The 21,530-nt window shown below is 45.9% G+C and carries 15 protein-coding genes; 12 read left to right on the forward strand and 3 right to left on the reverse strand.

Annotation, left to right across the window (positions count from 1 at the left end; translation table 11 throughout):
• Window positions 1-5: 5 nt before the first annotated feature.
• Both OJ16_RS13800 and OJ16_RS13805 read left to right on the forward strand, forming a co-directional pair.
• Entirely contained in the window at window positions 6-524 is a 519-nt protein-coding gene (locus OJ16_RS13800; RefSeq protein ID WP_082030247.1) for a hypothetical protein, read from the forward strand.
• A gap of 302 nt (window positions 525-826) precedes the next feature.
• Window positions 827-2,707 (forward strand): methyl-accepting chemotaxis protein, encoded by a 1,881-nt coding sequence (locus OJ16_RS13805; protein WP_040991847.1) that lies wholly within the window; start codon window positions 827-829, stop codon window positions 2,705-2,707.
• Window positions 2,708-2,795: 88 nt separating this feature from the next.
• On the opposite strand, the gene cra is transcribed toward OJ16_RS13805, so the two are convergent.
• Window positions 2,796-3,776 (reverse strand): catabolite repressor/activator, encoded by a 981-nt coding sequence (gene cra, locus OJ16_RS13810; protein ID WP_040991848.1) that lies wholly within the window; start codon window positions 3,774-3,776, stop codon window positions 2,796-2,798.
• A gap of 228 nt (window positions 3,777-4,004) precedes the next feature.
• On the opposite strand from cra, the gene fruB reads away from it, so the two are divergent.
• The 6 genes from fruB (at window position 4,005) to OJ16_RS13840 (ending at window position 11,955) form a co-directional block, all read left to right on the forward strand.
• Window positions 4,005-5,144, forward strand: a complete 1,140-nt coding sequence (gene fruB, locus OJ16_RS13815) for a fused PTS fructose transporter subunit IIA/HPr protein (RefSeq protein ID WP_040992696.1) — start codon at window positions 4,005-4,007, stop codon at window positions 5,142-5,144.
• Window positions 5,145-5,147: 3 nt separating this feature from the next.
• A complete protein-coding gene (gene pfkB, locus OJ16_RS13820; RefSeq protein ID WP_040991849.1) occupies window positions 5,148-6,122 on the forward strand; it encodes a 1-phosphofructokinase in 975 nt (324 codons plus the stop codon).
• 15 nt (window positions 6,123-6,137) lie between these two features.
• Window positions 6,138-7,856 (forward strand): PTS fructose transporter subunit IIBC, encoded by a 1,719-nt coding sequence (gene fruA, locus OJ16_RS13825; RefSeq protein WP_040991850.1) that lies wholly within the window; start codon window positions 6,138-6,140, stop codon window positions 7,854-7,856.
• 390 nt (window positions 7,857-8,246) lie between these two features.
• Complete coding sequence (gene glgC, locus OJ16_RS13830) at window positions 8,247-9,464, forward strand: glucose-1-phosphate adenylyltransferase (RefSeq protein WP_040991851.1); 1,218 nt, start codon at window positions 8,247-8,249, stop codon at window positions 9,462-9,464.
• Between the two features lie 333 nt (window positions 9,465-9,797).
• A complete protein-coding gene (locus OJ16_RS13835) occupies window positions 9,798-10,946 on the forward strand; it encodes an iron-containing alcohol dehydrogenase (protein WP_040991852.1) in 1,149 nt (382 codons plus the stop codon).
• A 382-nt stretch (window positions 10,947-11,328) separates the two neighbouring features.
• Window positions 11,329-11,955: a lysoplasmalogenase gene (locus OJ16_RS13840; protein ID WP_040991853.1), complete on the forward strand. Its 627-nt coding sequence runs from the start codon at window positions 11,329-11,331 to the stop codon at window positions 11,953-11,955.
• Between the two features lie 49 nt (window positions 11,956-12,004).
• Here OJ16_RS13840 and torS read toward each other — a convergent pair whose 3' ends face one another.
• Window positions 12,005-14,908 carry a TMAO reductase system sensor histidine kinase/response regulator TorS gene (gene torS / locus OJ16_RS13845; protein WP_040991854.1) on the reverse strand — a complete coding sequence of 968 codons (2,904 nt, stop codon included), beginning with the start codon at window positions 14,906-14,908 and terminating at the stop codon, window positions 12,005-12,007.
• 95 nt (window positions 14,909-15,003) lie between these two features.
• Between torS and torT the strand changes: the two genes are divergently transcribed.
• Both torT and OJ16_RS13855 read left to right on the forward strand, forming a co-directional pair.
• Window positions 15,004-16,017, forward strand: coding sequence for a TMAO reductase system periplasmic protein TorT (torT, locus tag OJ16_RS13850; protein WP_372151814.1), 1,014 nt, complete (start codon window positions 15,004-15,006; stop codon window positions 16,015-16,017).
• Window positions 16,018-16,026: 9 nt separating this feature from the next.
• Window positions 16,027-16,482 carry a methylglyoxal synthase gene (locus OJ16_RS13855; protein WP_040991856.1) on the forward strand — a complete coding sequence of 152 codons (456 nt, stop codon included), beginning with the start codon at window positions 16,027-16,029 and terminating at the stop codon, window positions 16,480-16,482.
• 153 nt (window positions 16,483-16,635) lie between these two features.
• Here the strand turns inward: OJ16_RS13855 and helD are convergent, their stop codons facing one another.
• Entirely contained in the window at window positions 16,636-18,702 is a 2,067-nt protein-coding gene (helD, locus tag OJ16_RS13860) for a DNA helicase IV (protein WP_040991857.1), read from the reverse strand.
• 198 nt (window positions 18,703-18,900) lie between these two features.
• On the opposite strand from helD, the gene yccS reads away from it, so the two are divergent.
• Both yccS and OJ16_RS13870 read left to right on the forward strand, forming a co-directional pair.
• Entirely contained in the window at window positions 18,901-21,066 is a 2,166-nt protein-coding gene (gene yccS, locus OJ16_RS13865) for a YccS family putative transporter (RefSeq protein ID WP_040991858.1), read from the forward strand.
• Between the two features lie 238 nt (window positions 21,067-21,304).
• Window positions 21,305-21,529: a hypothetical protein gene (locus tag OJ16_RS13870; protein WP_052810334.1), complete on the forward strand. Its 225-nt coding sequence runs from the start codon at window positions 21,305-21,307 to the stop codon at window positions 21,527-21,529.
• Window position 21,530 lies beyond the last annotated feature (1 nt).

Below are 21,530 nucleotides of genomic sequence, written 5' to 3' on the forward strand. Positions count from 1 at the left end.
AAACTTTGAATAAAAAATGGCTGTTAGGCCTATTCGCTAGCCTAATGTTTTCGCAGTCTGCGTACGCAAATAATTTTAATTACAACTTTTTGGAATTTCGCACGGCGACCGACCCTAAGTTTTCAGGTGTCGAGTTCAATACTTTAGTACTACAAAATGTGCATTTTATCGCCCGTGTTGACAGCCAGTTTGAAGGCGATGCAGATATCGCAACGGGTTTTGGTTTTAACGGCCCAATTAATCAATTTGCCGACGTGTTCGGCCAAGCCTTAGTGCATTCGATTAGCTACCCTGACGAGCAGGGAAAAGATCGTGAAACGCTGGGTGAATTCAATATTGGTTTGCGTGTATGGCTATCTAACCAAATCGAAGCAACCACACGCTTCGGTAAACTGGATGAAAACTCCGTCTTCCATGCGGGTCTCCGCTTCCATTCAACGGATCAACTGTCTCTCGCTGCAGAAACGCGTAACTCGGGCATTTACGGCCCTCAACTTGCGCTGTCAGTTCGTTTTCAATTCTAGTCCTTCTCGTTCTGCCATCCTGTTTTCAGAAGCTCGCGCCCTATGCGAGCTTTTTTAATCACCGTCATTATTTTAACGCTTTGATTGTTATTTCATTCATACATCACCAACCGTTAACCTATGAGTCTTTCCACCACCAGTTCTGATAAGTTGTTAAATATTCATTAAAAATTTAAGTCGTATAGATAAAAATACAGTATTAATTCGACCAAAATCATGTTTTCGTTTGATTGCTGTTTTATTTAGAACGCCGTCTGATATCCTCCGCGCGCTTAATCACTGTCATAATAAAAAGGTTGTATATGCCAGCGCTATCTATTAAGACCAAACTGACCATTGCATTTGTCTCTGCTGTACTGATAATGACAGCGGCGCAGACGTACCTAACAGGGCGTCAAATTCTCGACGAAACCCAGCGTTCAATTACCCAATATGGCATGACCTTATTAGAAGGTAATGTTTCCAGTATGGACAATTGGTTTCGTGCAAAAATCAACGTCGTTGAGGCGTCTAAAAACATCTTTAACGAAACAGGCAACATCGAATCTTACCTATCGCACCTGACGAAAGCGGGCGATTTTCAAATTGTTTATGCGGGTTTAAGTGATGGACAATTTCTTCAGGGCGTGCCGCTTATCGATGCAAATGGCTTTGACCCACGCACTCGTCCTTGGTACCAAGAGGCCGTCGCCGCAGGAACCATGCAAATTACCGAACCGTATGTTGACGTCGGTACGCAAAAATTAGTTATTTCAATCGCCGCTCCTTTTACTACCAATGGCGTACAAGGCGTGCTTGGTGCGGATGTCGAAATCAACGCACTGGTTGATGACATCGTTGAATCAGATGAAGAAGGTGTTTTCGGCTTTCTGGTGAATAGCTTGGGCCATATCGTTGCCCATGCAGATAACCATCTTACCCTTAAAAATTTAGACCGTATTTCCCCAGACCTCACCATTAATAAGTTAAGCGAGTTGGCGTCTCAAAACGAATTGGAGACCATTTCGATTTCAGGGGTTGAATCGCTCGTCGCCTCACGCAAAGTGCCGAATACCGATTGGTACTACACCATCGTAATTGATAAAGAGCATGCCTTTCAGTCTCACCGCTCACTCGTAAGTCAATCTATGCTGATGAGCTTAATGCAAGTCGTCTTGATTGCATTGATATCGCTTTATATCGTAAAACGCTCACTGGCGCCTCTCAATGCACTGAGTGAATCAATGAAAGACCTATCCGATGGTAATGGCGATCTAACAAAGCGGATTGTCGTCGATTCGAAAGATGAAATAGGCACTCTGGCGGAGCATGTTAATGCGTTCATTGCCAAATTACAGGGTGTGGTGGTTGATATTTCTCAGTCGTCCCACAGTATTGATGAGCAATCTAAAGTCAGCACACGTGTTGCGCGTGAAATCAGTGATGGCTTATCCGTTCAGTTGAATGAAATTTCACAAATTGCGACGGCAGTGCATGAAATGTCTGCTGCGGCAGAAGAAGTAGCAAGCAACGCCCGCTTAACAGCCGATTCAACACTAGGGTCAACCGAGCATTGTGAGCAAGGTAAGCAAGTGATAAAACGCAATCAGGAATCGATTACGAGTTTAGCTTCGCAACTTGAGCATGCATCAAATACGATCAGTGAGGTTGAGCGCAACAGTCGCGACATCAATACGATTCTTTCAACCATTAGTGATATTGCGGAACAAACAAACTTGTTGGCACTTAACGCGGCAATCGAAGCGGCGAGAGCGGGCGAGCAAGGTCGAGGTTTTGCGGTGGTCGCCGATGAAGTTCGTGTTCTATCACAACGCACTCATAGTTCAACGGTTGAGATCCGCCAAATGATTGAGAGTCTGCAAAAAACGAGTCATGACGCGGTTGAATCGATGAACCGAAGCCAAGCACTGGCTTCCTCTAGTGTCGAAGATGCGAATGATGCGACCGAAGCGCTAGAGAAAATCACGATCTCCATCGAGGAAATCTCAGATATGGCAACGCAGATCTCAAACGCGGCGTCAGAACAACGCACGGTGACGGAAGAAATCAGCAAAAATATTCAGCAAGCCAACGATGTGTCTAACCACTTATCACAAGAAGCGGTTAACTCTCGTTCGTTGTCGGAAGATTTAGAAGCGATTGCGATGCGTCTTAACCGACAAGTGCAAATGTTTAAACACTGATTGTAAACACGACATCACGCTTTCTCGGGTGATGTCTGTCTTGCGGTAAGCGCCCTATAAAAACGCCCCTTGAATTTGGGGCGTTTTTTTAAGTTCTAATTTTAATCTGTCTCGGCACTAACTCTACGCCTGTTTCGTAGCGTTTGGCCGCAGCATTCAACGCTAATGCCAAAGCACTGTCTGCAATGACCTCAAACTGTTGCGGTAACGAGTTGACCTTGAATGGCAAAAAATCTAAAAGGCGGTTATCACCAAAGGTCGCCAGTTTAATGTTGTTGATCAACTCTGGGTGTTCCAATAGAACGTCTAGAACACCTTCCAGCAACGTGTATGACGTGGTGATAATCGCTTGCGGTACTTTGTTAGTATCGACCCATTGTTGAAAAATAGTTTGAGCTTGTTCACGATTAAAATGTTCACCGTAACCGATTTGAACCTCAATGCCCTGCTCTTTTGCAACCGAGCGAATACCCATCTCACGCTCGCGAGAAATATTAAGCTCAGGCAATGCCCCGATGATACCGATCGTTGTAACGTCGTGATGAATAATCGACGTCGCCAATTCATGCGCAGCGCCAAAATCCTCACTGATCACGCAACAAAAATGTTCATCATCCAGTGGACGGTCGATTGCCACGACGGGCGTCCCTTTACTTTGCAACGCCTGATAGAAATCGCTGGCATCAGGAATCGCACTGGCCACAAATAAAGCATCCACTTTTCGGCTGACTAATGCCTCAACCACACTTTTCTCGGTTTGTGGATCGTCATCTGAACACGCGATCAAAATTTGATAACCCGCCTTGCGTGAGTTTTGTTCTAATAATTTCGCGAGCTTGGCATAACTGGTGTTTTCTAAATCTGGGATCACTAAGCCAAAAGAACGACTGCTGCCGACTCTCAATGAACTTGCGGCAAGATCTGGTCGATAATTATATTGTTCAACGATCGCCATTACTCTCTGCTGCGTTTTATCGCTGATTCGGTACGTTTTTGCTTTACCGTTGATCACATAACTGGCCGTGGTTTTGGACACGCCGGCTAATTTTGCTATTTCATCCAGTGTCATATTCTGATCTACATTCTGTGGATTAGATCAAAGTTTATTAACAATGATCCCAACAATGTTTGCATTATACGCTGAATGGATTCAGCATTAAAGCTGAAAGGATTCAGCAAACAATTAATTTGTCGTGTATATCTCAATTCGTACACAATGACCGAAGAATTTGCTGAATTTTTTTACTCAACAGCTGAAACGATTCAGCTTGAATTATCGAACACATACGAGGCCACCATGCTAAAGCTATCCACTCAAGACGTATCGCTCAATCAAGAGTATGCGGATAAGCACGCTGCCATCCGTTTTCTCGCTCAGCAGCTCACTGATAACGATCTTGTTGAACAAGGCTACCACCAAGGTATGGCCGATCGTGAGGCACAAAATGCAACTTACCTTGGCAATGGTATTGCGATTCCACATGGCACAACAGACACCCGTCACTTGGTTAAAAAAACCGGCGTAACGATTGCCCACTTTCCTAACGGCATCGACTGGGGGAACGGTAATGTGGTTTATCTTGCGATTGGTATTGCCGCAAAAAGCGATGAGCACTTGGGCATCTTAAGACAACTGACCAAAGTACTTGCTGAAGACGGGGTTGAACAAGCACTTAAAAATGCCCAGAACGCAGAAGAAATCATTGCGCTACTTAACGGGGAAACGCAATTCAATATTGATTTCGATGCGAGTCACATTCAACTCGCTTTCCCAGCCAGTGACATGATTCAGATGGCGGCGGTCTCGGCAGGCCTATTGAAAAACAGCGGCAGTGTCAGTAATGAGTTTGTGACCGATGTCGTCACTAAATCCCCTACCCATCTTGGTGGTGGCGTGTGGTTGCTGAGCTCAGATAAAGGCACAAATCAAACTGGAATGGCGTTTGTCTCTACCGCGAATCAGTGCCATTTTGACGGTAAATCGGTGAACGCTTTAATTACTTTCGCAGCGTGCAATGGCGCACACCAAACGCAACTTAACATCATTACGGATTTAGTCGCGACGGGCAAAGTTGGGGATTTAATTAGCAAATCCGCACAAGAATTGATTGTGATGTTTAACCCTGCCAATGATGAACAACAAACATCTGACGCTACGGATGGAAACCGTGCAATCTTCAAGATTCGTAACGCGCATGGCCTACATGCTCGCCCAGGTGCGATGTTGGTTGCCAGCGCGAAGAAATTCGACGCGACAATCACAGTGCGTAATGTGGATTCAGACAGTGCCTTTGTGAACGCCAAGAGCTTAATGAAAGTTATCGCACTTGGTGTGAAACATGGGCATCAACTTGAGTTTATCGCTCAAGGCGCCGATGCCGCTGACGCATTAACAGCCATCGGCCAAGCTATCGAATCTGGTCTGGGTGAGGCATAAGTTATGGCAAACGTACACACAGCAAAACAAAAGAACAAGGTTGTCACCATTACTTTAAACCCAGCCTTGGATCTCACCGGTAGCTTACAGACGCTGACCACCGGTGGCGTAAATCTGGTTGAACGCAGTGATTTTCATGCCGCTGGAAAAGGCGTTAACGTGGCACGCGTACTGAGCGATCTCGGCGCACAAGTCACGGTAACGGGCTTTCTTGGTCAAGATAACCAAGAACTATTTTGTCAGTTGTTTGAAGACATGGGTGCTGTCGACCGCTTTATCCGCGTAGCCGGATCAACCCGGATCAATGTCAAACTGGTGGAGAAAAATGGCGCAGTAAGCGACATCAATTTCCCTGGCGTCACGGTCAATGCGCAGGCCATTGCTCAATTTGAGCAAGCTCTTGACGAGCTGTGTGTTGATCACGACTTCTTTGTGCTAGCAGGTAGCCTACCAAATGGCGTTAGCCCAGAAATGTGTGCCAATTGGATACGTAAATTAAGAGCAAATGGCAAGAAAGTCCTCTTTGATTCAAGCCGCGCTGCCCTCGCGGCGGGTATTGACGCGACGCCTTGGTTGATTAAGCCCAATGATGAAGAACTTGCCGACTTCTCTGGCCAAGCCGTTGAGACCCATAAAGACGTCATCCAGATTGCCGAGCAACTGGGAAACAAGGGCATCGATAACATCGTGGTGTCGCTGGGTGCTAAAGGCGTGATGTGGCTAAACCAAGGTGAGTGGCTTGCATCAAAACCACCAAAAATGACCGTTGTGAGCACTGTCGGTGCTGGCGATACATTAGTGGCCGGACTTTGTTGGGCTCACATGCAACAAATGGAAAAGACGCAACTGCTCTCGTTCGCTACCGCCCTTTCCGCCCTTGCCGTGTCGCAAGTGGGTGTGGGCGTGCCAGATATTGAAGAAGTGCGCACATTACAACAACAAGTAGAAATCAATCCAATTTCATCTGAATTCGAATAACAAAAGGTCAATGTTATGAATCTATCTATTATTACCGCTTGTCCTAGCGGCGTTGCGAACAGCATTATTGCTGCGGGGCTTTTAGAAAAAGCATGCCAATCGCTTAACTTGACTGCCAACATTGAATGTCAATCGAATGTGATCGCTTATACACCACTTGAGCAAGCCCATATCGATGCCAGTGATATTGTGATTATCGCGGCAAATCGTGAGGTGGATGACCAACGCTTTGTCGGCAAAAAAGTGTACCGTGTTTCGATAGAACAAGTGATCGACAACGCTGAATTAGTATTACAAGAGGCACCACTACGCGCGGTATTACTTGAATCGGCGACCCAATCAGAATCAATCAATCGCGACGTTAAACGTATTGTTGCGATTACTGCCTGTCCAACCGGCGTTGCCCATACTTTTATGGCCGCTGAGGCGCTTGAAAAACAAGCTCAATCCATGGGGCATCAGATCAAAGTGGAAACCCGTGGTTCGGTGGGAGCAAAGAACCAACTGACCGAACAAGACATTGCGGATGCCGATTTAGTTATCATTGCGGCTGACATTGAAGTGCCACTCGATCGCTTCAGTGGTAAGAAATTGTACAAAACCAGCACAGGCCTAGCCCTAAAGAAAACGGAACAAGAAATCACAACGGCGTTTGCTAACGCAACACCTTTTCAAGCAAACACCTCTTCTGCCGCAACGGGCTCTGAAGAGAATAAAGGCGTGTATAAACACCTGATGACGGGTGTATCACATATGCTTCCCGTGGTTGTGGCGGGCGGTTTGATCATCGCATTGTCGTTTGTCTTTGGTATCAATGCATTTGAACAAGAAGGCACATTAGCCGCCGCACTAATGACCATTGGTGGTGGTTCGGCGTTCGCATTAATGATCCCTGTGTTGGCCGGTTTCATTGCTTTCTCTATCGCCGATCGCCCAGGTTTGGCTCCGGGTCTTGTGGGCGGTATGCTTGCAAGTTCAACAGGCGCTGGCTTCTTAGGCGGTATTGCTGCCGGTTTTATTGCCGGTTACGCAGCGAAGTTTATTGCTGATAAACTGCAGCTTCCACAATCGATGCAAGCACTTAAACCGATCCTTATCATTCCATTTGTCGCGACCTTGTTCACCGGTCTTGTGATGATTTATATTGTCGGCGGGCCCGTCTCAGGCATTATGACTGCATTGACCGACTTCCTTAACAATATGGGATCAGACAGTGCGGTGATGCTGGGTATCGTCTTAGGCGCAATGATGTGTTTCGATTTGGGCGGGCCTGTTAACAAAGCGGCGTACGCATTCGGTGTTGGTTTACTCGCTTCTCAAACTTACGCTCCCATGGCTGCGATTATGGCAGCAGGCATGGTGCCGGCGCTTGGTATGGGGCTTGCGACCTTTCTTGCTAAGAGCAAGTTCGAGCAAGGTGAACGTGAAGCCGGCAAAGCATCGTTTGTACTTGGACTTTGCTTCATTTCTGAAGGCGCAATTCCGTTTGCAGCCAAAGACCCAATCCGCGTGATCCCTTCATGTATGGCTGGTGGTGCGTTAACTGGTGCGCTTTCAATGCTGTTTGGTGCAAAACTCATGGCACCACACGGTGGCTTGTTTGTTCTGCTTATTCCAAACGCTGTTACGCCGGTTCTGATGTACTTGGTTGCGATTGCTGCTGGCACTGCGGTGACGGGTTTCACTTATGCTTTTCTTAAAAGCCGTGACAAACCACTAGAAGTGACCGCGTAACCAAAGGTAAACGCGTTATAAGAAATGGCTGCATCAATGACGGTTAAACCGTCATTCTCACTTCTATAATTCAGATAAGCGCCTCCCTAACATGAGGCGCTTTTTATCCTGACCTTGCTTTACCCGCTTCTGTTTACCCACTGGTTATCTTTTCACCTCTCACTCTAGCCACTCTACTCGCTCGCTCTACCCAGCCGATTACATTCCACAATCACCAAACAAGTGCAATACCGCCTTTACTTGCACACTTATGGGATGTAGTTCGCCAACTCAATAGCAAAATAGTTAAAAAAACCAATCATTTGCAATGTGGCTCGTTTCTTGTACTACTCTGATCATGTATTCAATTTTGTCTTCACACATTCGGTGTTAAGAACTGGGGGAAAAAACATGCAAGACACACTAACCGTCGTACTCGCGGGTGGCGTAGGTTCACGCTTAAGCCCATTGACCGACGACAGAGCAAAACCTGCGGTGCCTTTTGGGGGGAAATATCGAATTATCGACTTTACTCTGACCAATTGCTTGCACTCTGGCTTGCGACGAATCTTGGTGTTGACGCAATACAAGTCCCACTCGCTTCAAAAACATTTGCGAGATGGTTGGTCACTGCTTAATCCAGAATTGGGCGAATTCATCTCCGTTGTTCCTCCTCAAATGCGTGGGGGCGGCAAATGGTATGAAGGGACGGCAGACGCGATTTATCATAATTTATGGCTTGTTAAACGTAGCGATGCCAAATATGTCGTCGTTCTTTCGGGTGATCATATTTATCGCATGGATTACGATGCCATGATACGTGCGCATAAAGAAAAAAAAGCAAAACTGACCATTGCCTGCATGCAGGTAGAAAAGCAACAAGCGCATCAGTTTGGTGTGGTTGACGCGAGAGAAGACTGCGTGATAAGTCATTTTATTGAAAAGCCCGCCAATCCCCCAACCATCCCCAACAACCCAGAAATGAGTTATGCCTCTATGGGGATCTATGTATTTGATGCGGATGTCCTGAAAGAACAACTTGAATTGGATGCATTAGAACCTCAATCAAGCCACGATTTCGGCAAAGATATCATTCCTAAATTGATTGATAGCCAAAAAGTGTATGCCTACCCGTTTTGTAGCACGCAAGGCCGTGTCGAAATGGATTGTTATTGGCGCGATGTGGGCACCATTGATTCTTTGTACAGAGCGAATATGGACTTATTAGAACCCATACCGCCGATGAATCTTTATCAACAAGACTGGCCTATTCGTACTTATGAAAGGCAATACCCACCAGCACGAACGGTCTCTTCATCAACCGGAAACGAAGGCATATTCATCAATTCCATTATCACTAATGGCGTGATTAACTCCGGCGGCTCAGTGCAGCACTCTGTTGTATCACCGAATGTACGCATTCATGATGGTGCTATTGTTGTCGATAGTATTCTGTTCGATGACGTCGAAGTGGGTGAAGGCTGCCAGTTAAAGAACTGTATTATTGATAAACACGTGAAAATCCCTGCCCAAACTCAGATTGGTTTCAACCGTGAAGACGATGCTCGCCGTTTTCATATTTCTGATAATGGGATTGTCGTCGTTCCTGAAAGCTACGAGTTTAACTAACCCCCCAGCTCGATGCGGCAGAACAAACAGCAGTGGAAGAAAAACACCCTCATCGAGGGTGTTTTGGAGATTGACGAGATCTCCTATAGGGATAACCAGTATTACTCAATAATCGCCGATAAAAAAGAGTAAATTTGTAAGCTATTCTTTCCCATTTAATTCCCTTACCAAGATCCATCCCAGTACAAACTTATCGCTTTAACGCCAAACAAAAGACCAATGTAAATACTGCCATTGAAATCATCTTGGCTTGTCCCAATCTAATAAAGGTTAGCAAGCTATATTATTAGAATAACATCACGACTCTCTATCCTTGCGAGGTTTACTTTATTTATGCATTTCAATTATTTAAATCCAACAGAAATTTTATTCGGCCGTGGCCAGATTGCATCCATCGCGACGGCGATCCCAACAACAAGCCGTGTGCTGGTTGTATATGGCGGCGGTTCAATCAAATCAAACGGTGTGTATCAACAGGTCGTTGACGCGCTAGAGCATCACCAATGGGAAGAGTTTTCTGGTGTTGAACCTAACCCAACCAAGGAAACACTAGATAAAGCGGTTGCGATTGTAAAAGAACACGCCATCGACATGATCCTTGCGGTTGGTGGTGGCTCTGTTATTGACGGATGTAAATACATCGCAGCGGCAGCAAAATATGACGGTGATGGTTGGGATATCTTATGTGGTAAACACCAAGTAAGCGAAGCTACTCCTATCGGCGCGATCTTAACGTTACCCGCAACAGGTTCAGAATCAAACTCAGGCGCTGTCATTACAAAAGCTGAAACGAAAGATAAACTCCCTTTCCTTTCGCCATTTGTACAGCCACGATTTGCCGTGATGGACCCAGATGTAATGAAAACCTTGCCTGACCGTCAATTAACGAATGGTGTGGTGGATGCTTGGATGCACGTGTGTGAACAGTATCTAACTTATAACCACGGTCATATGGTGCAAGATGGCTATGCGGAAGTCTTACTGCGTAATTTAAAAACGTTGGGCGAACAGTTTGATCAACGTGACAGCGATGAATGGCGTGCCAACCTAATGTGGACAGCAAACCAGGCACTCAATGGTTTAATTGGTTCGGGTGTACCACACGATTGGGCAACACACATGATTGGTCATGAACTAACGGCCCTTTGGCATGTTGATCACGCACGATCACTGGCGATCATTCAACCGTCTTTGCTGCGAAATCAGATTGAAAACAAACGTGGGAAGCTAGAGCAGATGGGCCGCGAGGTGTTTAATTTAACGCCGAGTGCCGATCTTGCAGAAAGAACCATCGATGCTATTGAAGCGTTTTACCACAGCTTAGATGTGGCGACGGTGTTAGTCGAACATGGCGATGACAAAGCGGCGGCGATTGATAGTGTTATTGAACAACTGACCAAGCATGGCATGGTTGCTTTAGGTGAAACACAAGCCATTGACCTAGAATCAAGCCGAGAAATACTGCGTCACGCGATCGCGTAATCACTCGTATAGAGTACACACTGTGACAGAAGGGCTTCTTGTAAGCCCTTCTCTTTTATCGACACCTACCCTCAATCTATATAAATCCCTAGCTCAATATACCTAACCCAACATACTCAGGCTCAGGTGCTCAAACTCACACTCACACTCAGGCTCACTATAGGCAACTCAAACGAATCCTATTTGTTGAAGATCCGATCTTTAACCCACTCTCAATATTGAACAAATTACCCAATGATCGCGATGAATGTCAGGGCGAAGCAAGAATTAAACATCAATACGGTATAGTAATTATTCGCCGCAGGCGCTAAGGTGATGGCCAATTCGCTAGGCACTCATTTTTAGCGCTCATTTATAGCGCACATTTATAGAAAGGTATTGTATGTGGTTCGCGGTTGTATCGCTTAGTGTGATGCATATTTTATCGATTAGTTACGGACCTCGCTGGCTTTTCTACGCAACGAAACCTCTGCCAACCATACTGCTCACTGCCATTGTCTTGCTCAACCCAACGTCATTGGAAAACTATACCGTTGCCATCGCACTCGGGTTACTTTTATCGAGTTTGGGGGATATCTTTTTGATGCTGCCAAAAGAACGATTTCGAGCGGGGCTTGGGTGCTTTGTCTTGGTACAAGTACTTTACAGTTATGCGTTTGCCCTCACCTTTGAGCATTACACGCACTGGTTGCTACTCTTGGCAATACTGTTGCTTGGCAGCATCATTTACCTGCTGCTGTTGCCGAATCTCAAGAAGGAGAAGTGGACTATCGCAATCTATCTCATTGTTATTTTATTTATGATATTCAATGCGATAGAAGCATGGCAAACGTCTGAGTTTAAAGCGATGGTATTCGCGGGGGTCGGTGCAATCATTTTTGTACTGTCAGATTTGGTGCTTGCCATCGACCGTTTCCGAGCAAGTTCTGACTTCTCTCGCCATGTAGTAATGTTCACTTACTACACGGCGCAATTATTAATTGCCTTATCAGCAATCCTCATGATTTAGGTGTTCGTAAGCGAGGTTTCAATTGAGACCTCGCTACAATCCTGACCGCTTATCTATCCATCACGTCAAACAAAGCCACTTTCGATTGCTGTAAGGCATCGACCAGTTTTTCTTGATTCACTTGATAGACTTGTAGCGGATTGCCGCTGCTTTCAATTTCCAAACACACTTGATAGAGCGCAAGCAATCCTAGACTCCCTGCCGATCCTTTCAGTTTATGAACCAATGATTTAATTTCATTGCTATTTTCAGCATCAGCCGCCTCAATCAATTGGTTAAGAATCTCATCACTCCCCACAACAAACAAGTCGATGATATGGTGCATTTTCTCGATGCCTAACACGTTTAAATCTTCGGTGATCACTTGCGTATTCAGCACGACATCAGCGCTCATTGTCGGGGTCGTATTGCTCGTCTGCGCTTGTTCAACTTGGTCTAACAAAAGGTCTTTCCCTTCCAAATGATTTTGAATGAGTTCACGAAGTGCATCCTTGTCTAATGGCTTAGGTAGGTAGCCATCAAAACCCGCCGCGAGATAGCTTTGCACTTCTTCGTTATAGACGTGTGCAGAAACCGCAATAAATGGCGTCGTTTGATCGTCAGGCACATCGAGTTGGGCTTGCATACTGCGTAATTGATCAAGGAGATCTCGACCATCACAATCGGGTAAATTTATGTCCAGCAACGCAATATCAAAGCGTTCTTGCATAAATAGCTGTTTGGCTTTTTCGCCGGTTTCCGCAATAACCACCTGGTGACCTAAATTGGTTAAGAAGCCTTCCGCGACAACACAGTTCACCGGATTATCTTCAACCAAGAGTACTTTCGCGCTAAACGCACAGGTCGTAACTTGTTCCTTTTTACGGACTTCTTGGCCAATTTCTAATGGCAATGTGAACCAAAAACGACTGCCTTGCCCCACTGTCGATTCAACCGATAACGTGCCACCCATCGCTTCGACAATACGTTTACTGATTGCAAGCCCAAGTCCGGTTCCGCCTTTGGAACCTAATCCACCTGAGGCCTGCGTGAACGCGTCAAAAAGAGTCACCATTTCAGTTTCGGATATTCCCATCCCCGAATCCGTCACTTCAAACATCACTGACTGTTCATCTTCGAGGGAGACATAGATATCAACATACCCTTCATCGGTAAATTTAATCGCATTTCCAATCAAGTTCGTGAGCACTTGGTTAATGCGGGTCACATCACCAAACCAGAAAGGCGTAACATCACTCTCAATGGTGGCACTGAGCTCTAAACGTTTTTCTTTTGCGCGACCCATAAAGAGCTGGTTCGCATCTTCGACCATGTAGTGCAGGTTAAAATCGATTGGGCGAATAGCCAAGTGGCCCGCTTCTATTTTCGAATAATCAAGAACGTCATTCAAAATCGCCAGCAATGTTTTGCCACTGCGGTTAATGATATCGACATAGTAGGTTTGCTTTGAATTCAGTCCGGCGTCTTTAAGTAATCTTGCGGTTCCTAACACACCATTCATTGGCGTGCGAATTTCATGGCTCATCGTCGCCAAAAATGCCGACTTGGCACGGCTGGCTTGCTCGGCCTCTTGGCGAGCCAAGGTATGATTGACCACTTCTTGATTCAGACGCTTGTTGGCCTCTTGCAGCTGACAGGTTCGTTCGGTAATGAGCTCTTCTAATTGACCTTTGTGTTCTTGCAATTCTCGTTTTGCGGATCGTTCACTTTCTGCCACAACCTTTAGGGCTTGCGCCGTGTTCCTTGCGGTAATAATCGCTTGTCCCATATGCGCTAATTCATCGTTGCCTTTAACGGTGATCTCCACTTTCAACTGACCTTGCGCGATCGACAACAACGCCGATGAATATTCCGCTAGACGTTTTAGCACCGACACATAAACCACTTTCCAAAAGATGAATACCACAATCAACAAACCGAGCACGGTGATAATGGTCAGCGTTAGCTGCGCATAGTTGAGGGTTGTTTTCAGTTCTTCGACAGCAAAGGTGGTGGCTTGATTGGATTCATCAACCAACTTATTGACGGTTGTATTCAACGTCGCAAATCGTTGTAACGTATCCAGCATCAACTGATGCGATTCCGTTTCATTATGGTGACGTTGTAATAATACATCAAAAACCACTTCCCGCTTTTCTAACTGCGTTAGCAGCTCAGACATTTGCAGCGAGCGTGTGGGATCTTCAACCGCCGTCACGCGTCGCTTCATTATGGTTAGGTTATGATTAAACTGCTCGCGGATGGTCGTGAGCCGATGAGTATTGGTAATGGTACGAATCTCTTCAATTTGGTTGAGCATTTGAAACGCAAGTAAATGCAGCTCGTGCAGACGTTCGGATAGATCCAAATCCACTTCAACCAAAGCATCAAGCGCTTGATACGCTTTTTCGGTTTGTTGATTACTCAATAAGTCATAAATATGAGTGACGTTTGCGACCGCAATGGTACTGGTATTAGAGACTTGTGTACGCGTTAACTGTTCAAGTTCTTGGGCAAGGCCACGCATACTTTCCGTACGCACCGTGAGGTCTTGTTCGAGAAATAATTTTTTTTCAACCACCAGGCCCAGTTTACCGAGCTTATCGATAATTTGTTGGACGTTATTTTCGAGTGATAAAAGCAATTGTGAATCAAACGAATCAGAGCCCAACAGCTTAATATGAGTAAGCAAGGTTTCGAGCTGTTCAAACAACTTCTGACCGGATTGTTTACGTTGGTTTTCAGTTCGTGAGTTGGTGAGATTTTGAACGGATGAAATAATGCGCGAGCTTAGCTCAGCCACCTGTCTTGCTTCTATCATTGAAGGGATGGCAGAGTTGACGACATTGCGCTCTGTCTTTGCCACAAAAGAAAAACCAAAGACGCCAATAACCGACGACATAAGAACCAGCAATGCCATTGCCAAAAAGGCGAACAACAGCTTACGACCAATGCTGGCCTTAGTAAGTAACATCTAAATTCATCACTTCTTAACTTTCTTAGAATGCGCTATATTCTGCAGTGTTTACACTATTTAATCCAACGAAAACCATCATGCCTTTTCTTTCTATGCGCAATCCACTTACTCACATCGTGCTTTTTGTTTCGAGCCTTTTATTCGCCAGCCATCTTGCTGCGCAAACCAACGAAAAACCAAGTGCCGCGTCAGACGCTTTGCGCATCTGTGCTATCTACCCGCATCTGAAGGATTCGTATTGGCTTTCGGTCAACTACGGCATGGTCGACGAAGCCAAAAAACAAAATGTTCGCTTGCGCGTATTAGAAGCCGGTGGTTATCCCAATCAAGACAAACAAAAAGAGCAACTGGCCCTATGCCAGCGCTGGAACGCAGATGCGATCATCATAGGAACGGTTGCTCCTGACATGTACTACTCCTCGCTGAAAGACTATGTGGGAAATACACCGGTCTTTGCCACCGTGAACCAATTAATGGTCAATGCTGACAATGAGCCACTGATCAAAGGGGCGGTTGGCGTTGATTGGTATTGGATGGGTTACTACACTGGCGAGTACTTAAAAAATAAGCATCCGGCAGGCTCAGGCATCACCTCGGTTGCCTTGTTGCCAGGACCAAAATCGAGCGGCGGTACTAAGCCGGTCATTCAAGGCTTAATGGCGGCTCTTGCTGACAGTGATGTGCGCGTCGTGGACACTTACTGGGCTGACAATGATAAAGAGCTGCAACGCAACCTCGTGCAAAAAGCCATCGAAGGTGAAGAGGTCGACTATATCGTTGGGAGCGCCGTCGCGATCGAAGCGGCAATCAGTGAGCTGCGCACCGCAAATAAAACGGGCAAAATAGGTCTAGTCTCGACTTATTTAAGCCACGGCGTTTATCGTGGCTTATTGCGAAATCGTGTTGAGTTTGCGCCAACGGATAAAATGGTGCTTCAAGGTCGCCTTTCCATGCAACAAGCCATTAGTTACTTAAAAGGGACTCCGTATCAAAAAAATGAAGCGCCGATCATTGAGGCTTTGACACCCAATAATCTCAACCCTAAAGTAGTGGCAGATTCTCTGTCACCTTCTGAGTATCGCCCTACGTTTTATATCAATAATTAGGAATATTAGATGCAAAAAACAACGCGTACTATGCCAGCTCATAAGCACATTGCCCTTGTTGCTCACGATAACTATAAACCAGAGCTGTTGCGTTGGGTTAAAGAGAACAAGGAAAAGCTACAACGTCACTTTCTGTACGCAACTGGCACCACAGGCCACATGCTAAGTAAAGAAACCGGACTGGCGATTAAAAGCATGATCAGTGGCCCAATGGGTGGCGACCAGCAATTAGGAGCGCTAATTTCGGAAGGCAGCATTGATATGATGATTTTCTTCTGGGACCCACTTAATGCCGTTCCGCATGATCCTGACGTAAAAGCATTGCTGCGTATCGCCAGTGTTTGGAACATTCCTGTTGCGACGAACCGCGCGACAGCAAAATTCTTGTTTAACTCAGAATTACTTGAACAAGAAGTCGATATCGAAATTCCAGATTATGCCGCTTATCTTGCTGAGCGTACTTAATTAGCGAAAAGCCGAAGGTTTCATCCTTCGGCTTTTTTGTGGCAATTTCTCTGTCGAAATTCCGTTAGAGTGTTTCCGGTCCTCGACTCACGATTATCTACTTACGATTCGTGGCTTTCGATTCACAGCTCTCAATTGGCTATGCTCAATTCGCTACTTTCCTTCAATGACGGGATAAGTACCATTAAGCAATTCTTTGACAAAGACCGACCCCGCCCCTTTGTACGCTACCCACACCTTTTTCTTCGCTCGCGTGAGTGCCACATAGAAAAGACGACGTTCTTCCGCATGTGCGAAATCATCATTTGATTGGGTTAACGCACTGTTTAGATGTTTGGTTTTTACACGAGCCGGGAATTGACCTTCATCGACATTGACCACCACAACATAATCGGCTTCTTTACCTTTACTGGCATGGCAAGTCATAAACGTTAACTCAAGTTGACTGAATTGCTTTTTCCACTCTTCAAACAACTCTGGCTTGTGATAATGGTTACGGCCCAAAATAAGCACCGTGTGTTTTGATTTCACACTACGAGACAGTTGATCAAGTACTTTTTCGATACTCGTCATCGGAATCAGCGTCACGGCTTTCGATTTCTGTTCTTTATGACTATTGAGCGCTTTTTGTATTTGATTCGGGTTTTGTTGGACGAACTGATTCGCCACTAAACCCAACTGATTATTAAAACGATACGTCGTATCAAGGTAATGCATCGTTGAGTTCGGGAAACGAGCGGCAAACCCCGTGGTTAAATCAACGTCGGCCCCAGCAAATTGGTAAATCGACTGCCAGTCATCGCCGACGGCAAAGAGCACGCAGTCTTGATGTTTACTCTGCTGACACAAAGCTTCGACCAAGGCGAGACGCTGCGGTGAAATATCTTGGTACTCGTCGATCATGATGTACTTCCATGGCGACGTGAATTTCCCTTGCTCAACGTAGCGTGTCGCTCGACTTATCATGCTATTAAAATCAATATGATTGTGTTCTTTCAGCATATCTAACCACGCTTGGTAGCACGGCCAAATCAACGACAACTCGCTATTCAAACGGGTGTATTCTGGATGATCCACAATCTGCTGCTGAATGTCTTTTTTGGTGCATTCCATCGCGGCTAATTGAGACAGTTGAGTATCGATCCACGCGATCAGTTTCGGATCTTCTACGTGACTGGCCATCTCTTCATCGCCCGCAATATAAGCAATTGGCCATTTCGATAAGTGTTTTTGCCAGCGCTTATAACTGGTTGGCGTCATCCAATGGCGCTTTAACCAATCAGTACACCAAGCATGTCGTTTTTCATCTGACACCGCAATTGGCGAGGCCTGAACTAGATTGCCTTCCACATGGCGCAAAATTTGTAAGCCCAGTTGGTGGAAAGTATTCACTTTAACCCCGTCACTTCCTGGGCCAATTTTACGGTCAAGACGCTGCTTCATTTCTGACGCCGCATCCCGGCCAAATGCCAACATTAATATGTCGGAAGGCTGCGCCAAATGACTTTGTAATAAATACGCAACGCGAGCGGTGAGAACACTGGTTTTACCCGAACCGGCGCCCGCGAGCACAAGATTGTTATTATCGTTCAATAACACCGCTTGTTGCTGGCTTAAGTTTAACGGGGATGATTCAATTTTAGAAAAGAGCACCGTCCAATTTTCAAGTTCATTGACCATCCAATTATGATTGCGTTCTTTTAGCATCTGCTCTGAATTAAGCACCCAAGGTACGATGACGTCCATTCTTTGGGGAATAAGCGTGGCAGCATCAGCGAGCGTTATCGACATCTCGCTAAAGTCAGCTTCGATACTCTCTCGCCATTGTGCGACGTGTGCGTGTGTCACAAAGTTCTGCGCTCGGCTAAATGCGCTAACGCGCTCTTCCCACTTTGGTAAATGCTCTACCAATTGATGACATTGTTGATGATGCCATTCTTGGTACAACTCCACCGCGCGGCGGGCGAAAGAACGACACAACGCCTGAGGAAGGCCCTGAACCAACCAACTTTGCTGTTTTGTTCCGTCTAGATGTGCAAAAAATTGCAAACTGCCCCAGATTAAGCCGCGTTTACATTCAACGCGACCATTCCAAACATTAAACGGGATTCGCTCTTCCCAGATTTCAGAACTTAATACTAGGTATTCACCATCAATACTAACGTGGTGATATTCATTTTGAACGAAGAACTTTGCCGTCTTGTTTGCGGTTAGCTGCATGCTGTTGGCCTATAGATTCAGGGAGCGTTATCATATCGCATCATGCTTCTGTTTTAAAAAAGGAATTGAAATTTCATTGTCAATAATGGCGATGCTCATTTTTGCAACAACCAAACCTAATTCTTTATTTTTATCAGAAGTTTACCGCTCATTTTCTGCTATTATTTGCATTCAGAACTCGTCAACGTTGGAATGGTAGTGCATTTTTTAAGTCAACTTCGTCTTTATTGGTCCAATAAAACGTTTAACTACAGTCTCTTAATCCTGACTACTTTGCTTGGAGTCGTGATTCCGACTTGGCATTATGAGCTGAACTCATTGGTGATCCCGCTGATTCTTGGCGTCATTGCGGCTGCGTTAGCGGAAAGCGATGATAGCTTCACTGGCCGCATAAAATCACTCACATTGACCTTCATTTGCTTTGCCATTGCCGCGTTCTCAATTGAGCTGCTTTTTAAACATCCGCCCCTATTTGCTCTCGGGCTGTTTATCTCAACGTTTGGCTTTATCATGCTTGGGGCGATTGGCCCTCGCTACGCAAGCATCGCCTTCGGCTCACTACTGATTGCCATCTACGCCATGTTAGGCGCACATGAAAGTACCAACATCTGGTTCCAGCCTTTGCTTCTGCTTGCGGGCTCCGCTTGGTACTATTTTATGTCGATGATTTGGCATGCTCTGTGGCCGATGCAACCGGTTCAGCAGAGCTTGTCTAAAGTATTTATTGAACTGGCCAACTATCTGGATGCCAAGAGTGAACTGTTCCACCCTGTTGCCGATCTCAATCCCCAGCCTTATCGCATTCAAGAGGCCAAACTCAATGCCGCAACGGTTACCGCATTAAATCAATGCAAGGGCACACTGCTCAGTCGCTCGAAACGCGGCCACATCGATGGTGCCAGTGACCGCTTTTTGAATATCTACTTTATTGCCCAAGATATTCACGAGCGCGCGAGTTCAAGCCACTATCGCTACCAAGAACTGGCGCGACATTTCGAGCGTTCAGATGTGCTGTTCCGCTTTAAGCATCTCATGAATGTTCAAGCAAAGGCGTGCCGTGAAATTGCGAAAGCCATTCGTTTAGGCAAAGACTATCAATACGATGATTCGATACTGGCGTTAGATGAACTTCAAGCAGCACTCATCTATCTTCAAGAACAAAACAAACCGGAGTGGCGCTCTCTGCTCGCTCAGCTTGGCTATCTATTCAATAATTTAGCCACCGTAGATCGACAATTGAGCAACGTGAATAATCCGGATGTGAGCCGCTTGGAAGAAGGTGTTTTAGATGACACCGAGGCGCACAACCCAAAAGTCATGTGGCAACGAATCCGAGCAAATTTAAATCGCGATTCTATGTTGTTTCGCCACGCGGTGCGCATGTCTATCGCGTTGACGTTAGGCTATGGGATTATTCAGTTATTCGATATTGAACGCGGCTATTGGATTTTGCTGACCACGCTGTTCGTCTGCCAACCCAACTACAGTGCCACGAAGCAAAAACTGGTCGCTCGTGTGATAGGCACATTGGCGGGCTTATTGATTGGCGCGCCATTGCTCGCCATCTTCCCAACGCAAGAAAGTCAGTTGGTCTTCATCGTTATTTCAGGTGTCGCTTTTTTTGCATTCCGTATCGCCAACTATGGCTATGCGACCGGATTTATTACCTTGTTGGTGCTTTTTTGCTTCAATCAGTTAGGTGAAGGCTTTGCGGTTGTACTGCCTCGATTAGCGGATACCTTAATCGGCTGTGCGCTGGCTGTGGCGGCCGTTACCTTCATCCTGCCAGATTGGCAATCGAAGCGACTGCATCGCGTGATGGCCGAAGGTATTCGTTCCAATAAGGATTATTTAGCGCAAATTATTGGTCAATATCGCATCGGTAAAAACGATAACCTCGCGTATCGAATTTCTCGTCGTAATGCGCATAACCAAGATGCCAATTTAACGTCAGCCATTAGCGCAATGTTAGTCGAACCAGGAAAATATCATTCCGCCGTCGATGAAAGTTTTCGCTTACTGACATTAAACCATGCCTTACTTAGCTACATTTCAGCGCTTGGGGCGCATCGTACCCAAATCGAGAATGACGTGACCCATCAACTGGTTTTGCAGTCACATCGCGTCATTCACCGTCATTTGGACGCGTTATACAACCAACTCAATGATCAAACGGTCGAATGTGACATCGACGATATCGATGATCCGGCATTAGAATCGCGCCTAGCCGAATGGCGTGATGAAGATGATAGCTCGGCTAGAATGGTATTACAGCAGCTCTACCTCATTTATCGAATGCTGCCTGAGTTGCACTCTTTAGCGAGTAAATTTTCCGTGCGCGTTACCCACGCGACGCAAAAATGATGCGGCAATATCGGTCGATTTTATCACTCATTTTCATGCCTGCGGCTCAAAGATAAAGCCTTGTTATGCGGGAAGTCGGTTTCACCGGGTTCTCGCATGCTGCTGACACTTCCCGGACACAGTTCTACGTCAATATTCTATTCTTCACGTCATCAGAATCGCGATTAACCTCGGTGTCTTACACCACACTCATTCAGTACCGCGCGGCTGATTCGTTTATTTATTGAGGGAGAATAAAATGGCAACGTTCAATAAGCAGACCATACCATCAAGAAACAACGCTTCCGGCCACCAAGTGACCTACCACAATAAACAAAACCTCACCCAACTTAAGTCTCAACTGCGTCACTTATCCGCCAGCCAACTGCGCGACCTCCGTGGCGCGATCAACGCGCAATTAGATGATCTAACGCCCGTGAGCCTAACCGACGCTGAACAACGTTTTATAAATAGCTTGTTTTAGC

The organism is Vibrio renipiscarius, assembly GCF_000827885.1.
GTDB classification, from domain to species: domain Bacteria; phylum Pseudomonadota; class Gammaproteobacteria; order Enterobacterales; family Vibrionaceae; genus Vibrio; species Vibrio renipiscarius.

Coding starts and splice junctions, on each gene's coding strand:
- OJ16_RS13805 (WP_040991847.1), top strand. CDS start 827: ATGCCAGCGCTATCTATTAAGACCAAACTGACCATTGCATTTGTCTCT.
- cra (WP_040991848.1), bottom strand. CDS start 3,776: ATGACACTGGATGAAATAGCAAAATTAGCCGGCGTGTCCAAAACCACG.
- fruB (WP_040992696.1), top strand. CDS start 4,005: ATGCTAAAGCTATCCACTCAAGACGTATCGCTCAATCAAGAGTATGCG.
- pfkB (WP_040991849.1), top strand. CDS start 5,148: ATGGCAAACGTACACACAGCAAAACAAAAGAACAAGGTTGTCACCATT.
- fruA (WP_040991850.1), top strand. CDS start 6,138: ATGAATCTATCTATTATTACCGCTTGTCCTAGCGGCGTTGCGAACAGC.
- glgC (WP_040991851.1), top strand. CDS start 8,247: ATGCAAGACACACTAACCGTCGTACTCGCGGGTGGCGTAGGTTCACGC.
- OJ16_RS13835 (WP_040991852.1), top strand. CDS start 9,798: ATGCATTTCAATTATTTAAATCCAACAGAAATTTTATTCGGCCGTGGC.
- OJ16_RS13840 (WP_040991853.1), top strand. CDS start 11,329: ATGTGGTTCGCGGTTGTATCGCTTAGTGTGATGCATATTTTATCGATT.
- torS (WP_040991854.1), bottom strand. CDS start 14,908: ATGTTACTTACTAAGGCCAGCATTGGTCGTAAGCTGTTGTTCGCCTTT.
- torT (WP_372151814.1), top strand. CDS start 15,004: ATGCGCAATCCACTTACTCACATCGTGCTTTTTGTTTCGAGCCTTTTA.
- OJ16_RS13855 (WP_040991856.1), top strand. CDS start 16,027: ATGCAAAAAACAACGCGTACTATGCCAGCTCATAAGCACATTGCCCTT.
- helD (WP_040991857.1), bottom strand. CDS start 18,702: ATGCAGCTAACCGCAAACAAGACGGCAAAGTTCTTCGTTCAAAATGAA.
- OJ16_RS13870 (WP_052810334.1), top strand. CDS start 21,305: ATGGCAACGTTCAATAAGCAGACCATACCATCAAGAAACAACGCTTCC.